This is a genomic window from Dyella japonica A8 (assembly GCF_000725385.1).
In the GTDB taxonomy this organism is placed as follows: domain Bacteria; phylum Pseudomonadota; class Gammaproteobacteria; order Xanthomonadales; family Rhodanobacteraceae; genus Dyella; species Dyella japonica_C.
The window spans coordinates 3,303,522-3,317,069 of the sequence record NZ_CP008884.1 but is presented as its reverse complement, the minus strand read 5'-3'; the positions used below and the strand labels follow the sequence as shown (position 1 = coordinate 3,317,069).

Annotated in this window: 8 protein-coding genes; 7 read left to right on the top strand and 1 reads right to left on the bottom strand. The window is 66.8% G+C overall.

The annotated features are described in order from the left end of the window. Window positions 1–452: 452 nt before the first annotated feature. The 3 genes from HY57_RS13845 to HY57_RS13835 all read left to right on the top strand — a co-directional run bounded on the left by HY57_RS13845 (window position 453) and on the right by HY57_RS13835 (window position 4,289). The gene (locus tag HY57_RS13845) at window positions 453–2,777 is read left to right on the top strand and encodes a DNA translocase FtsK (RefSeq protein WP_019464634.1); all 2,325 of its coding nucleotides are present in this window, start codon (window positions 453–455) and stop codon (window positions 2,775–2,777) included. 182 nt (window positions 2,778–2,959) lie between these two features. Continuing rightward, window positions 2,960–3,619 carry an outer membrane lipoprotein chaperone LolA gene (lolA, locus tag HY57_RS13840; protein ID WP_019464633.1) on the top strand — a complete coding sequence of 220 codons (660 nt, stop codon included), beginning with the start codon at window positions 2,960–2,962 and terminating at the stop codon, window positions 3,617–3,619. Between the two features lie 7 nt (window positions 3,620–3,626). Beyond that, window positions 3,627–4,289 (top strand): YoaK family protein, encoded by a 663-nt coding sequence (locus HY57_RS13835; protein ID WP_019464632.1) that lies wholly within the window; start codon window positions 3,627–3,629, stop codon window positions 4,287–4,289. A gap of 24 nt (window positions 4,290–4,313) precedes the next feature. On the opposite strand, the gene HY57_RS13830 is transcribed toward HY57_RS13835, so the two are convergent. Next, a complete protein-coding gene (locus HY57_RS13830) occupies window positions 4,314–7,367 on the bottom strand; it encodes a ligand-binding sensor domain-containing diguanylate cyclase (protein ID WP_019464631.1) in 3,054 nt (1,017 codons plus the stop codon). Window positions 7,368–7,623: 256 nt separating this feature from the next. On the opposite strand from HY57_RS13830, the gene HY57_RS13825 reads away from it, so the two are divergent. The 4 genes from HY57_RS13825 to HY57_RS13810 all read left to right on the top strand — a co-directional run bounded on the left by HY57_RS13825 (window position 7,624) and on the right by HY57_RS13810 (window position 13,545). After that, window positions 7,624–8,004, top strand: a complete 381-nt coding sequence (locus tag HY57_RS13825) for a hypothetical protein (protein WP_026033818.1) — start codon at window positions 7,624–7,626, stop codon at window positions 8,002–8,004. Window positions 8,005–8,069: 65 nt separating this feature from the next. Then, a complete protein-coding gene (locus HY57_RS13820) occupies window positions 8,070–9,341 on the top strand; it encodes a TolC family protein (protein WP_081500606.1) in 1,272 nt (423 codons plus the stop codon). After that, window positions 9,338–10,420, top strand: a complete 1,083-nt coding sequence (locus HY57_RS13815; RefSeq protein WP_019464628.1) for an efflux RND transporter periplasmic adaptor subunit — start codon at window positions 9,338–9,340, stop codon at window positions 10,418–10,420. Before HY57_RS13820 ends, HY57_RS13815 begins: the two co-directional genes overlap by 4 nt. Continuing rightward, entirely contained in the window at window positions 10,420–13,545 is a 3,126-nt protein-coding gene (locus HY57_RS13810) for an efflux RND transporter permease subunit (RefSeq protein ID WP_019464627.1), read from the top strand. Before HY57_RS13815 ends, HY57_RS13810 begins: the two co-directional genes overlap by 1 nt. Window positions 13,546–13,548: the final 3 nt, after the last annotated feature.

Here is a 13,548-nt window from a genome sequence, read left to right as displayed (position 1 = left end):
GAAGCATGGGGAAGACGCCCGGGTGATTCAAGGCTGCCGGCGCGAGGGCGCCCAAAGAGGGCGACCGGGCGGCGCCGATGTGTCGTTCTGGCCTGGCCCCCAGCCAGTGATGCCAACGACGGCGTTGCGCCGGAAGGCGGGGCGGAAGAGCCTGGCCCGGCGCGACGCGGCGCAATCAAGGCTGCGTCACGAATATGCCGGATGCCACGCCTCAGGCCTCGTCGGTGGCGGCTTCTGCCGTTATCCTGCCGCATGTGCAGTGTCTGTCTGCCGGCAGCGAACGGCGCCGGCAGGGATCGCTGCGCAGGGGCTTCAGCGTCAAGGGCAGCGAGCCGGTTCATCCGGCGCTCAAGGGCATGATCTAAGGTCTTGCCTGCCGCCTTGGCGGATGTAGTACTGTCCGGCCGCCGCTTGGCGGCCGGACTCATGCTTGAAGACAGGATAAGGATCACGTGCCGCGTACCGCGAACGTCAAGAAGGACAAGAAAGAGCGCGAAGGTCTCAGCGAAGAGCTGAAGCGCCGCCTGCGCGAGGCCGGCGCACTGCTGCTGTTGCCCCTGGCCCTCTACTTGCTGGTCTGCCTGTTCAGCTACAACGATCAGGACCCCAGCTGGGGCCATGCCGGCACGGTCGAGCATGCCCGCAATTTCGGCGGTGAGGTCGGCGCCAACATCGCCAACGTGCTGCGCTACATCTTTGGTCTGGTTTCTTATTTCTTCCCGCTGTTGCTGCTGTTCCTGGGCGTGCAGGTGCTGCGCCATCGCGGCGAGCGCACCGTGCAGCCGTGGGAGCCGTCGCTGCGGCTGATCGGTTCGGTGTTCTTTTTCATCACCTTGCCGGCGCTGCTTTATCTCAACATCGATGAGCCCATCCTGCCGCAGGGTGTGGGCGGCATCATCGGCATGTGGGTCGGTCGCGGGTTGACGCATGCACTGGGCGGCGGGGCATCGTTGCTGCTGCTGGCGCTGTTCCTGATTGCGGTCACCCTGGCCACCGGCCTGTCGTGGTTCAAGGTGGCTGATATCACCGGTCAAGGCGTGTTGAAGGTTGCCGGCTGGTTTGGCGGCAAGCTGCGTGAGGCGCCGGAGGTGCTGGCTGCCCGCCAGGCCCGTGCCGAGCGCGAGGTGGTCAAAAAGACCGAGGCCGTCAAACAGGCCAAGCGCGAGCCCGTGCGCATCGAAACCGCGCCTGCGCCGGTGGTGAAGAGCGAGCGCGCGAAGCTGGAAACCCAGATTCCGCTTTTCACCGGCGCCGCTGCGCCGGGCGAACTGCCGCCGCTGTCGCTGCTGGACGAGGCGCCGGAGCAGGGGCCGGGCTACTCGGAAGAAACGCTGGAAGTGCTGTCTCGCCAGGTTGAGCTGAAGCTTAAGGATTTCCGCATCGAGGCCAAGGTGGTCGGCGTCTATCCGGGCCCGGTCATCACGCGCTTCGAGCTGGAGCCTGCCGCTGGGGTGCGTGGTTCGCAGGTGTCCAGCCTGGACAAGGACATTGCGCGCGGCCTTTCGGTGGTCAGCGTGCGTGTGGTGGATGTGATCCCGGGCAAGAACGTCATCGGCCTGGAAATCCCCAACGCCAAGAAGCAGATCGTGTATCTGTCCGAGATCCTGCGTTCGGACCGCTACGACGCCATGAAGTCGCCGCTGGCGCTGGCACTGGGCAAGGACATTGCCGGCCGCCCGGTGGTGGCCGACCTGGCGAAGATGCCGCACCTGCTGGTGGCCGGTACCACCGGTTCGGGTAAGTCCGTTGCCGTGAACGCCATGGTGCTGAGCCTGCTGTACAAGGCCAGCGCCAAGGACGTGCGCATGATCATGATCGACCCGAAGATGCTGGAGCTTTCGGTCTACGAAGGCATCCCGCACCTGCTCGCGCCGGTCGTGACCGACATGAAGGAGGCCGCCAACGCGCTGCGCTGGTGCGTGGCCGAGATGGAGCGCCGCTACAAGCTCATGGCGGCCGTGGGCGTGCGTAATCTGGCGGGCTTCAACAAGAAGGTGAAGGACGCCGAGAACGCCGGCCAGCCGCTGCTGGATCCGCTGTTCCGCCCGAACCCCGAGATGCCGAACCTGGCGGCCGAGCCGCTGGAGCCGCTGCCGTACATCGTGATCATCATCGACGAGTTCGCCGACATGATGATGATCGTCGGCAAGAAGGTCGAAGAGCTGATCGCCCGCCTCGCGCAGAAGGCCCGCGCAGCCGGTGTGCACCTGGTGCTGGCGACGCAGCGCCCGTCGGTGGACGTGATCACCGGCCTGATCAAGGCCAATATCCCCACCCGCATCGCCTTCCAGGTGTCGAGCAAGATCGACTCGCGCACCATCCTCGACCAGTCTGGTGCCGAGGCGCTGCTGGGTCACGGCGACATGCTGTACCTGCCGCCGGGTACCGCTACGCCGGAGCGCGTGCATGGCGCGTTCGTGGACGACCACGAGGTGCATGGCGTGGTGAACTGGCTGAAGGCGCAGGGTGCGCCGCAGTACATCGAGGGCGTGCTGGAGGAAGTGCAGGCGACCGGCGACGGCAAGTTCATCAACGACTCCGGCCTGCCGCAGGATGGCGAGGAGGGTGGCGACGCCGACGCGCAGCTGTACGACAAGGCGGTGCGCATCGTCACCGAGACGCGTCGCGCCTCCATCTCCGGCGTGCAGCGCCACCTGCGCATCGGCTACAACCGCGCCGCCCGCCTGATCGAACAGATGGAGCAGGATGGCGTGGTCAGCGCGCCGCAGCACAATGGCAATCGCGAGGTGCTGGCGCCGCCGCCGCCGAAGAATTGACGGGTTTTGCTCGTCATTCCTGCGAAGGCAGGAATCCAGTGCCTTTACGCTTTGACCTTGGCTTGCGCCGAGCAAAGACACTGGATTCCTGCCTTCGCAGGAATGACGATGAGGGAAACCCCTCTCAGCGTTAAGCTTCTACGCCCGACAATCCACATTGCCGCCTCATCCACAAGGCATTTATGAAACGCTTGCTTCTCCTGGCTGCAGCCACCGCCGCGCTCTCCATCAGCAGCCTCGCCATGGCCGCCGGTCCTGCGCGGACGAAACTGGACGCCTTCACCACCGGCCTGCACTCGCTCACCGGCAAGTTCTCGCAAACCCTGAAGGATGCCAATGGCAACGCCGGCAAGCCCAGCAACGGCACGCTGGCGCTGGAGGCGCCGCGCCAGTTCCGCTGGGAAACGCTGGCGCCCTCCAAGCAGACCATCGTCGCCGATGGCAGCCGCGTGTGGCTGTACGATCCGGATCTGGAGCAGGTCACCGTGCGCATCCAGAGCTCCGAAGAGTCCCACAGTCCACTGACCGTGCTTACCGACGTGAAGCAGATGGACAAGGACTTCAACGTCGCGGAGCAGGGCGATCATGACGGCCTGAGCTGGCTGCGCCTGACGTCCAAGGCCAAGGATCCACAGTTCGATTACGCCGACCTCGGGTTCGATGCCAGCGGCCTGTCGCGCATGATTTTCCGTGACCAGCTGGGTGCCGTCACGGATATCCGTTTTTCGAGCTGGCAGCGCAATGTGCCGATTGCGCCGGAGACCTTCAACTTCGTACCGCCGCCGGGCACCGACGTTATCGGTGACGCGCCGGTGATCCAGACCCAGCCCATCAAGAACTGATCCGGCGATGCTGCGCCAGTTGCCACGCTGGGCCTGGGTGGGCGGTGGCCTGCTCGCGCTCGTGGCGGGCAGCATCAATACGGTGGGTTACCTGTGCTTCCGGCACCAGCCGATCACGCACCTCACCGGCACGAGCACCGAGTTGGGCATTGCGCTCGGCCAGCTCGACGCGGCGGAAATCCTGCATTGGGGGTTTGTCATCGGCGCGTTCCTGCTGGGTGCCATGCTCAGCGGGTTCATCGTGCAGCAGCGCACGCTCCAGCTGGGGCGTCGCTACGGCGTGGTGTTGATGATGGAGTCGGCGCTGTTGTTCGCGGCGACGCCGCTGATCCATGGGCAAAGCGACCTGGGGCTCTATCTGGCTTCCATGGCCTGCGGCCTGCAGAACGCCATGGTCAGCACGTATAGCGGTGCCACGCTCCGCACGACGCACCTGTCGGGCATCTTCACCGACCTGGGTATCTACCTTGGCCAGCGCCTGCGCGGACTCCAGGTCGACATGCTGCGTATCCATGTCTGCCTGCTTGTGGCGACCTGCTTCATCGCCGGTGCGGCGGCGGGGGCCGTGGGTTTTCATGCCGTGCAGGAGCGCGTCCTGCTGGTGCCAGCGGCACTGACCGGCGTCGTGGGGCTGGGCTACACCATCTACCGCCTGCGGCATTTCCGTTGATCCGGTGACGGCGCCGCCGCAGCGCTATCGTGCGGCGACGCTGCGGTTCCTGCCGCCATGCTTGGCTTCGTACAGTGCGCCGTCGGCCCGTGTCAGCCATTGCGACAGGGTTTCTCCCGCGCGATAAGCGGCCACGCCGATGCTTACGGTGATGGCGATGGTGTGCCCATCGTAGGTCAGTGGCTCGTCGGCCAGTGCGCTGCGTATGCGCTCCGCAACCACCATGCCTTGCTCCAGCGTGCTTCCGGGCAGACAGGCCAGCAGTTCCTCGCCGCCGTAGCGGCCGAAGGCATCGGTGTCCCGCCCATGCTGCTGCATGACCCGGCAGGCATGGCGGATCACGGCGTCACCGGCGAGGTGGCCGTAGGTGTCGTTGATGCGCTTGAAGCGGTCCAGGTCCAGCAGAGCAATGCAGGCCTGGCCGTCCGGGCTTTGCGCGCGCACCTCTTCGGCCAGCTCCAGCACCCGTCGCCGGTTGCACGCGCCGGTGAGTGCGTCGGTGTTGGCCAGTTCGTCGAGCCGCTTGTTGGCTACCAGCAGATCTTGCGTACGCAGTTCGACCTGTTGCTGCAGATGCCTTGCCTGGCGGCGCAGGTACAGGGTGCGCAGCTGGATGACAGCGACGATCGCGGTGAGCGCCAGCAGGCCTGCGACGACCAGTGCGGCCACGGTTTCATACCAGCGCGGTTCCGCACTGACGTCGAAGTTCGATTCGATCAGCCGCGGCTGCATGCCATGCGTCTGCGCGCGCAGGTGGAGCTTGTAGTCGCCATGCGGCAAGTTGGTGTAGATCGCCGTGGGCAGGCTGCCGCGCGGTATCTCGACCCAGTCCTCGTCGTAGCCCTGCAGGCGGTAGCTGTAGCTGGTTTCGCTGGGAGCGTCGTAGTCGAGCAGGGCGAAATCCACGCGCAGGCTGCGGTTGCGCGCATTGATCCTCAGTGATTCGCCGGGGCGGGGCAGCTTGCCGAAGGCCAGGGGTGCGCCATTGACGGCGGCATAGGTGATGGCCAGGGCGGCGTCCGGTTCGTCTGGCGGCTGCCATGCCGGCCGGACCACGGTCAGGCCGCCCAGCCCGCCGAACATCAGCTCGCCATCGGGTGCGCGCGCCGAGGCAGCGTAGATGTAGCTGGCGATGCGCAGTCCATCGCGCACGCCCAGGTTGTGCACGGCGTGTGTGTTGCCGTCGATCATGGCCAGCCCGTTGGGCAGGCTGACCCAGGGGTTGGCGTAGTCGTCCGGCTGCACGGCATTGATGTTCGCACTGGGCAGCCCATTGGCCGTGCCGATGGTGGTGAAGCGATAGGGGTCGCCTGCGCTGCGTGGCTGCAGGATGGCCAGCCCGCCATACGTGCCGACCAGCAGGTTGCCCTGGGGGTCCATGGCGATTGAGCTGGCCAGGTTGTTCGGCAGGCTGGTGGCGTCGCCCGGGCGATTGAGCAGGTTCCGGAAGCCCCTGTTCTGCATTGGGCTGGTGGCGATGCTGATGCCGCGCCCGGTGACGTACCAGATATCGTCGCCGATGTGCGCAATGCGCCGTACCGTGTCGCTGGCAAGGCTGTCGGGATCGTTGGCGTCGTGGGTGAAATGCGTGAGGGTGCGCGTATGCGTGTCGTACCGATACACGCCGTCATACGTGGCGATGAGCAGGCGCGGCCCGTCGGACAGCAGGTGCAGCACGGGCTTGTCGTCCAGCTCGGGGATGGCGGAATCGCGAATGGCGAACGTGGCGGGGTCGATCACCGCCAGGCCCTGCGCGCCCACCCAGATGCTGCCGTCGGGCATCTCGGCGAATGCCTGCACGTCGCGGTGCGTCTGCGCGCCGCCGAGCTCAAGATGGCGGATGGTGGCGGCAGCCAGGTCGATTACGTCGACGCGCCCGGAACCCAGCGCCAGCCAGATGCGCTGCCGGCTGTCGACGAAGATGCCGCGCACGTTGGCATTGGCCAGTGCGCGGTCTGCATTGGTCGACGGCAGCAGCGCGAAGGCTTTGCGGGCGCCGGGGTCGTAACGGGCGACGCCCAGGTCGGTGGCCACCCAGATATTGCCGGCGCTGTCCCGGAGCAGGTCGCGCAACGAGTCGCCCGGCAGCGAAGATGGCATCGCTGTGTCGTGGACGATGGCGTTCAGGTGACCGGTGGCGACGTCATAGGCAAGCACGCCGCCGCCGTCGGTGGCCATCCACATCGTGTCGCCGGCCATTTGATTGAAGGCGCGTACCGTCGGGCGCCGCGAGTGGTCGTGCTCAAGGCCGCTGAAGCCGGCAACCGCGTGCCAGTGACCGGCGTCGTCGCGCCACGCGGCACCCGATTGCGTGCTGCCCGCCCACAGGCGTCCTTCGCGATCTTCCCGCAGCGCCCAGATGCCGTCGTTCAACACGGCATCGACATCGTCGCTGGTGGCGTGGCCGCTGCGTGCGAACGTCTTCGAGCCCGCCGCGCGCTCGAAAAGGCCGCTGTTGTTGCCCACCCACAGGTTGCCTGCGCGATCCTGCAGGATGCTGAAGCTGCGCGCCGCCATGCCCGCACCGAGCGGGGTGGCGGTGATGCGATCGCTGTGCAGCTCCAGATAGTCGATGCCACGATCCGTCGCGATCCATACCCCTCGGTTGCCGTCCAGCGCCATGGCGTAGATCTTCCGGTCGCTGGTGCCGCCACGTCCCACCGGATAATTGTGGAAGCTGTTGTCGAACGGATTGAAGCGGCTGAGGCCGCCGGCATTCGTGCCGATCAGCAGACTGCCATCGGGCAGGGTGAGCAGGCAGCGGACGTAAGCGTCGGGGATGTCGTTCTTGCTGCTGCCGTTGCCGGTGAATACCTGCATGCGGTAGCCGTCGTAACGGACCAGGCCCGACAGCGTGCCGATCCACACCAGGCCGCGCCGGTCCTGTTGCAGGGCCGTGGTGATCGAGTGGGGAAGGCCATCGGCGACGCCGAGGCGGTCGAACCAGGGGGTATCGAAGGGCGCCCACGGGTCGCCGCCGCGTGCCATGCCCAGGGAGGGCAGAGCCAGTGCGCAGAGCAGGGCGGCGATGAGTTGAAAACCAAGTTGCCGCCAGCGGCGCCCGGTGGGCGCCGGCACGCATCTGCGGACGTCCTGCCTGCCTGCTCGCACCAGCCTTTGCGCCACCTGCCGACCCCGCCCTGTGTATGCGGCTACGTGTTGGCCGCGGCAATGACCATCCTATTCCACAAATGTGTGGGTTTTGCGCATGTTCTGTGTCGTTGCATCGTCACGGGGCGGGAGCGCTCGCGCGCAGGGTGCGCCCTGCCGCAGGGGCGGGCCATCGGCCGAATGAAATTGTCTAACACGCACCCTGGCCTCTAGCATCCCCGGCATGCCGTCACGTCCCACATCACTGTTGCAACGCCTGCGCCGCCATCGCGGCCTGTGGGTGCTGGTGGTGGCCGTGATGTTCATCAAGCTGCTGAGCGGCACGGTGTGTCTTGCCGACGGCGGCGAGCGTGACTCGCTCGCGGGTGGCTCGCAGGCCGTCGTGGCGATGACCATGGAGGCCGCCGCCCCAGCCACCGGTGACGGCGATTGCGTGCTCGGCGAAGGCGCGTCATGCCATTGCGCCTGTTCACACTCCCTGGCGCTGCCGACGATGGTCGTGCTCGCCATCGGCGCACCCGCCACATCCTTCGCTACTTCTTCCGTCGACGCGGGCCGCGTGCCTGACGCGGCGGGCTCGCTTCTGCGCCCACCCATCGCCTGACAACGACTCCGTGCCGTGCGCCCTCGCTGGCGCACTCGTCATGATCGTTTTCAGGAGATCGACCGATGTCTTTTCTACGCGCAGCCCTTGCGGGGGCTGCCTGTCTGCTTTGCGTCGCCACCGCCGTGGCGTCGCCTGCCGGTGCTGACGCGCCGGTTCCGTCCATTGCCTCGCCCTTGCAGGGCGCCGTGCGGGTGGTGTGGGATGCCAGTCCCGATATCCAGGCGGCCCGTGCCGATGTAGAGGCGGCGCAGGCGCGTGTGCGCGCCGCGTCGCAGCCTGTCTACAACCCTTCGCTATCCCTCGATGCGGAGAATGCCGACGTTGATCGCCGCACCGCGGGCTTGTCGCTGCCCCTCGATGTGTCAGGCAAGCGCCGGGCCCGCACCCTGCAGGCCGATGCCGAATGGCGCAGCCGCGAGGCGACCTACGAGCTGCTGCGCAGGGAGGTGGCGTCGCGCTGGCTGAAGTCCTGGTCCGCTGCCGCGCTCGCTTCCCGCCAGCGGGAGCTGGGCGAGCATCGCGTCGCGTTGATGCGCCGTTTCGATGCGCTGGCGGCCGAGCGGCTCGCGGTGGGCGATATCAGCAGTCCCGAACGCGACCTCGCGGCGCTTGCGCTGGGCGAGTCGCAGATCCAGCAGGCGTCGCTGGATGGCAGCGAGGCCGCCGCACTTGCTGCCCTGGATGCCATCGCCGGTGATGCGGTGAAGTCGGCTCCATTGCTGCCCGCTGGCCTGCCGCCCGTCTCGAACGGCATCGCGCCGCTGCCGCTGGATGAGCGCCCCGAGCTGGTCAAGGCGCGTGCCGGTGAAGCGGCTGCGCAGGCCGGTATCGACGTGGCGAGGCGGGCACGCCTGCCTGACCCCACCATCAGCCTCACGGGTGGCCGCGTGCGTACCGGCACCGGGAGCGACCAGGTCATTGGCCTGAGCGTGTCGATTCCCTTGCCCGTGCTCAACAGCGGTCGTGCGGAGATCGATGCCGCACTCGCCGAGGCCGGTGCGGCGGCGGCCATGGTGCGGTCGCGCCAACTGGCCACACAGGCTTCGCTGCGCGAGGCGCGGTCGCGCTATGACGCCTTGCGCACCGCCGGCGAGGCGTTCCGGCAGGGGCGCGCGGCGGCCTTCGACGACCGCGCCGCGCTGCTCGAAAAACTGTGGCGCGCAGGCGAAATCAGCACGTCCGACTACCTCGTCCAGCTCAAGCAAAGCCTCGACACCGCGCTGTCCGCGCTCGCCCTCGAAAGCCAGGCCTGGCAGGCCTGGTTCGACTATCTCACCGCCGCTGGCCGCCTGACGGACTGGCTGGATGGACGCACACAGGATGTCTCCCCATGAATCGCATGACCTTACTCGCCAGCTGTGTGCTGGCCCTGGCAATTGCCGCCGTGCCGGCATTCGCGGAACAGGCCGGCAACCCGCTGGCGCTCGACGCGCGCGCCGTGCAGGACGCCGGCATCGTCATTTCAAGACTCGCCATGCGAGAGCTGGCGGAGGAAATCAAGGCGCCCGGTGAAGTGAAGATCGATGCCTACTCGACCGTACTGGTGTCGCCGCGCATCGAATCGATGGTGCTGTCGCGCAAGGTGAAACTCGGCGACGTGGTGAAAGCGGGGCAGCCACTGGTGGTGCTGTCCAGCGTGCAGGTCGCTGAAACCCAGGGTTCGCTGATCGTGGCCGAGCAGGAGTGGCGTCGTGTGTCCTCGCTGGGTCCACAGGCGGTGTCGGGTCGCCGTTATACGGAAGTGCAGGTGCAGCGCGACCAGGCGCGCGCCAGGCTGCGTGCCTACGGCCTGTCGGATGGACAGATCCAGAGCGTGCTGCGTGCCGGGTCGGCCAAGGCCGATGGCAGCTATGAACTGCTCGCGCCGGTCGATGGCCGCATCACCACCGATTCTTTCCTTGTCGGCGAGCGCGTGGACGCGGGTCGCATGCTGTTCACCCTGGTCAAGGAGGATTCCGTGTGGGTGGAGGCACGGATGCCGCCCGCCGACGCCGAGCGCGTAACGCAGGGCAGTGCCGCGCGCATCCTCATCCATGACCAGAGCCTGCCGGGCAAGGTCGTGCAGCGCTCGCACCAGACGGACGAAAAAACGCGCACCGTGCCCGTCCGCATCGAGGTGGACAACCGTCGTGACCTGCTGCATCCGGGTGAGCTGGTGGACGCGCGCGTCGCCGTGGGCGGACGAAAAGCCCTCGCCGTGCCGGCCGAAGCCGTGGTGCTGCTGCAGAACCAGTCCACTGTCTTCCTGGTCAGCGGCAGCGATGCGTTCGAGCCCGTCGCCGTGCAGGTCGGCGAGAGCCGCGATGGCTGGGTCGAGGTTCGCCAGGGCCTTAAGCCTGGTGCGTCGTACGTGAGCAAGGGCGCTTTCGCGCTCAAGGCACGACTGCTGCGCTCGCAACTGGGGGAAGAGTGATGCTGGGTCGCCTTGTCGAACTTTCGCTGCGTTACAAGCTGCTCGTCATCATCGGGTTCCTGGTGGTCGGCGTACTCGGCTACCAGGCCGTGCGCAAACTGCCCATCGATGCGTTTCCGGACGTCACGCCGGTGCAGGTCAACGTCTATACCGAGGCACCGGGGCTTGCCGCCGAGGACGTGGAGCAACTGCTCACCACGCCGGTGGAATCCGCGCTGGCGGGCTTGCCGAAGGTGGAGGAGGTGCGCTCGGTCAGCCTGTTCGGCCTGTCCTATGTCTCCGTGTACTTCAGTGACGACATGGACATCTACTTCGCCCGCCAGCTGGTGAACGAGCGCCTGCAGCAGGTGGGCGACCGCCTGCCGGCGGGTTACGGCAAGCCGGAGATGGGGCCCAACACCTCGGGCCTGGGCCAGGTGTTCTGGTACACCGTCGAGCGTGCCGACGACGCGCTGGGGAGCGCGCCCGACGACCGCGAGCTGCGCACACTGCAGGACTGGACCATTCGCCTGATGCTGCGCACGGCGCCCGGCGTGGATGACGTCACCTCGTGGGGCGGTCAGGAGAAGCAGTACCAGGTGCGCATCGACCCGATGAAGCTCATTGCCCACGGCCTGGGTTTCAAGGATGTGATCGAGGCCTTGCAGGCCAACAACGCCCAGGTGGGCGGCAACTTCGTGGACGTGGGGCGCGAGCAGTATCTCGTGCGCGGCCTGGGGCTGGTGCGCGATTCGCGTGACATCGGGCAGATCGTGCTCAAGAGCGAAAACGGCACGCCGGTCTTCGTGCGTGACGTGGCTACCGTGGAAGCCTCCGGTGCGCCGCGCACGGGTGCGGTGACCCGCGATGGCAGGGAAGTGGTGATGGGGCAGGCGCTGGCGCGCATTGGCGAGAACGCCAAGAGCGTGGTGGATGCCGTGAAGGGCAAGCTGGACGTGGTGCGGCAGGCCTTGCCCGACGGCGTGGTGGTCAAGCCGGTCTACGAGCGCACGGACCTGGTCAACAAGGCCGTGGGCACCGCCGTGCGGGCGTTGGTGGAGGGTTCTGTCCTCGTCGCACTCGTGCTTTTCCTGTTCCTTGGCGAATGCCGCAGCGCGCTGGTGGTGGTCGTGGCCTTGCCGCTGGCCATGCTGATCGCCTTCATCTGCATGGAGCAGGCGGGGCTGTCGGCCAACCTGATGTCGCTCGCCGGGCTCGCCATCGGCATCGGCATGATGGTGGATGGCGCCGTGGTGATGGTGGAGAACGCCTTCCGCATCATGGCCGAGCGCAAAGCGCACGGCCTGCCGGTGGACCGCACGGCGGCCGTGCTGGCCGCGGCGCGCGAGGTGGCTACGCCTATCGCCTTCGCCATCGTGATCATCATCGTGGTGTTCCTGCCCCTGTTCAGCCTGCAGGGGCTGGAAGGCAAGATGTTCAAGCCGATGGCGTTCAACATCAGCTTCGCCATGGCGGGTTCCCTGTTGCTCGCGCTGACCCTGATCCCCGTGATCGCCGCGCTGGTGCTCAAGCCCAAGGAGGAGCGCGACACGCGGCTCGTGGCCTTCCTGAAGAAGCACTACGCCAGCGTGCTCGCGTGGTCGCTGCGGCGGCGTGCGCTGGTGCTTGGCATGGCGGTCGGTGCGCTGCTGGGCAGCCTCGCGTTGTTCCCGTTTCTGGGCAAGGAGTTCATGCCCAACCTGAAGGAGGGCGCCATCATGTGGCGCATCACTTCCATCCCTTCCGCCTCGCTGGACGAATCCATCGATGTCTCGCGCCAGGTGGCGGAGCGTATCAAGGCGTCGTTCCCTGAAGTGGAGACCACGCTGGCGATGATCGGCCGCGCGGAGAAGGGCGAGACGGCTGACGTCAACTACATGGAGGTCTACACGCCGCTCCGGCCGCGCGAGCAATGGCGCAAGGGGCAGACGCTGGAAAGCATCGAGGCGGGCATGCAGCGCGAGTTGTCCGAGGCCTTGCCGACGGCCGTGGTGAGCTATACGCAGCCCATCCAGATGCGCATCGAGGAACTGATCTCCGGCGTGCGCGCCACGCTGGCGCTCAAGTTGTACGGCGACGACCTGGGTGAGCTGGATCGCCTGAGTGCGCGCATCAAGGACGTACTCGGCGGCGTGCCTGGCGTGGCGGACCTGGCGCTGGAAGCCAACCTGGGCAAGCCGCAGATCCGCATCCGCGTGGATCGCGACGCGCTGTCGCGTTACGGCCTCAATGCCGATGACGTGCTTACCGTGGTGCGCAATGGCATCGGCGGCGACCCGGTCACCACCCTGATCGATGGCGTGAAACGCTTCGACATCGCCGTGCGCCTGGACGATGCGGACAAGCGTTCCATGCAGGCCATCCAGCGCATTCCGGTCCAGGCGCCGGGCGGCGCCATCGTGCAGCTGTCGCAGGTGGCCGAGGTGTCGGAGGCGGAGGGCTATTCCTTCATCCGTCGCGAGCAACTGCAGCGCTACGCGGTGATCCAGATGGACGTGCGTGGCCGCGATATCGACGGGTTCGTCAAGGAGGCGAACGCTGCCATCGCGCAGAAGGTGAAGCTGCCGGCGGGCTACTACACGGAGTGGGGTGGCGCGTTCGAGAACCAGCAGCGTGCGCTCAAGCGCCTGTCGCTGATCGTGCCGGCCACCATCTTCTTCATCTTCATCCTGCTCTACACCGCGTTCAACTCGATGAAGTACGCGGCGTTGATCTTGGCCAACGTGCCGTTCGCCACCATCGGCGGCATCGTGGCACTGGCCATCACGGGGCAGTACCTGTCGGTACCGTCAGCCATCGGATTCATCGCCGTGTTCGGCGTGGCCATGTTGAACGGCATCGTGCTGGTGAGTTTTCTCAATGAGCAGCGCGCCAGGGGCGTGGACGTGCGCGAGGCCGTGGTGCGCGGCACGGCCCTGCGCCTGCGGCCGGTGCTGATGACGGCCAGCGTGGCCATCCTCGGACTGGTGCCGATGCTGCTGTCCAGTGGCGTGGGTGCGGAAACCCAGCGCCCGCTGGCCACCGTGGTGGTGGGCGGGCTGATCACCTCCACCTTGCTGACGCTGCTGCTTCTGCCGGTGTTGTACGACTGGATGGAGCAGCGAGCGGAGGCCAGGCGGTTGGGTGGTATGGGTAAGTCCGCGTAGGGC

Excerpts from the sequence above, each read along its gene's own strand:
- lolA (WP_019464633.1), top strand. The coding sequence starts at position 2,960 with ATGAAACGCTTGCTTCTCCTGGCTGCAGCCACCGCCGCGCTCTCCATC.
- HY57_RS13835 (WP_019464632.1), top strand. The coding sequence starts at position 3,627 with ATGCTGCGCCAGTTGCCACGCTGGGCCTGGGTGGGCGGTGGCCTGCTC.
- HY57_RS13825 (WP_026033818.1), top strand. The coding sequence starts at position 7,624 with ATGCCGTCACGTCCCACATCACTGTTGCAACGCCTGCGCCGCCATCGC.
- HY57_RS13820 (WP_081500606.1), top strand. The coding sequence starts at position 8,070 with ATGTCTTTTCTACGCGCAGCCCTTGCGGGGGCTGCCTGTCTGCTTTGC.
- HY57_RS13815 (WP_019464628.1), top strand. The coding sequence starts at position 9,338 with ATGAATCGCATGACCTTACTCGCCAGCTGTGTGCTGGCCCTGGCAATT.
- HY57_RS13810 (WP_019464627.1), top strand. The coding sequence starts at position 10,420 with ATGCTGGGTCGCCTTGTCGAACTTTCGCTGCGTTACAAGCTGCTCGTC.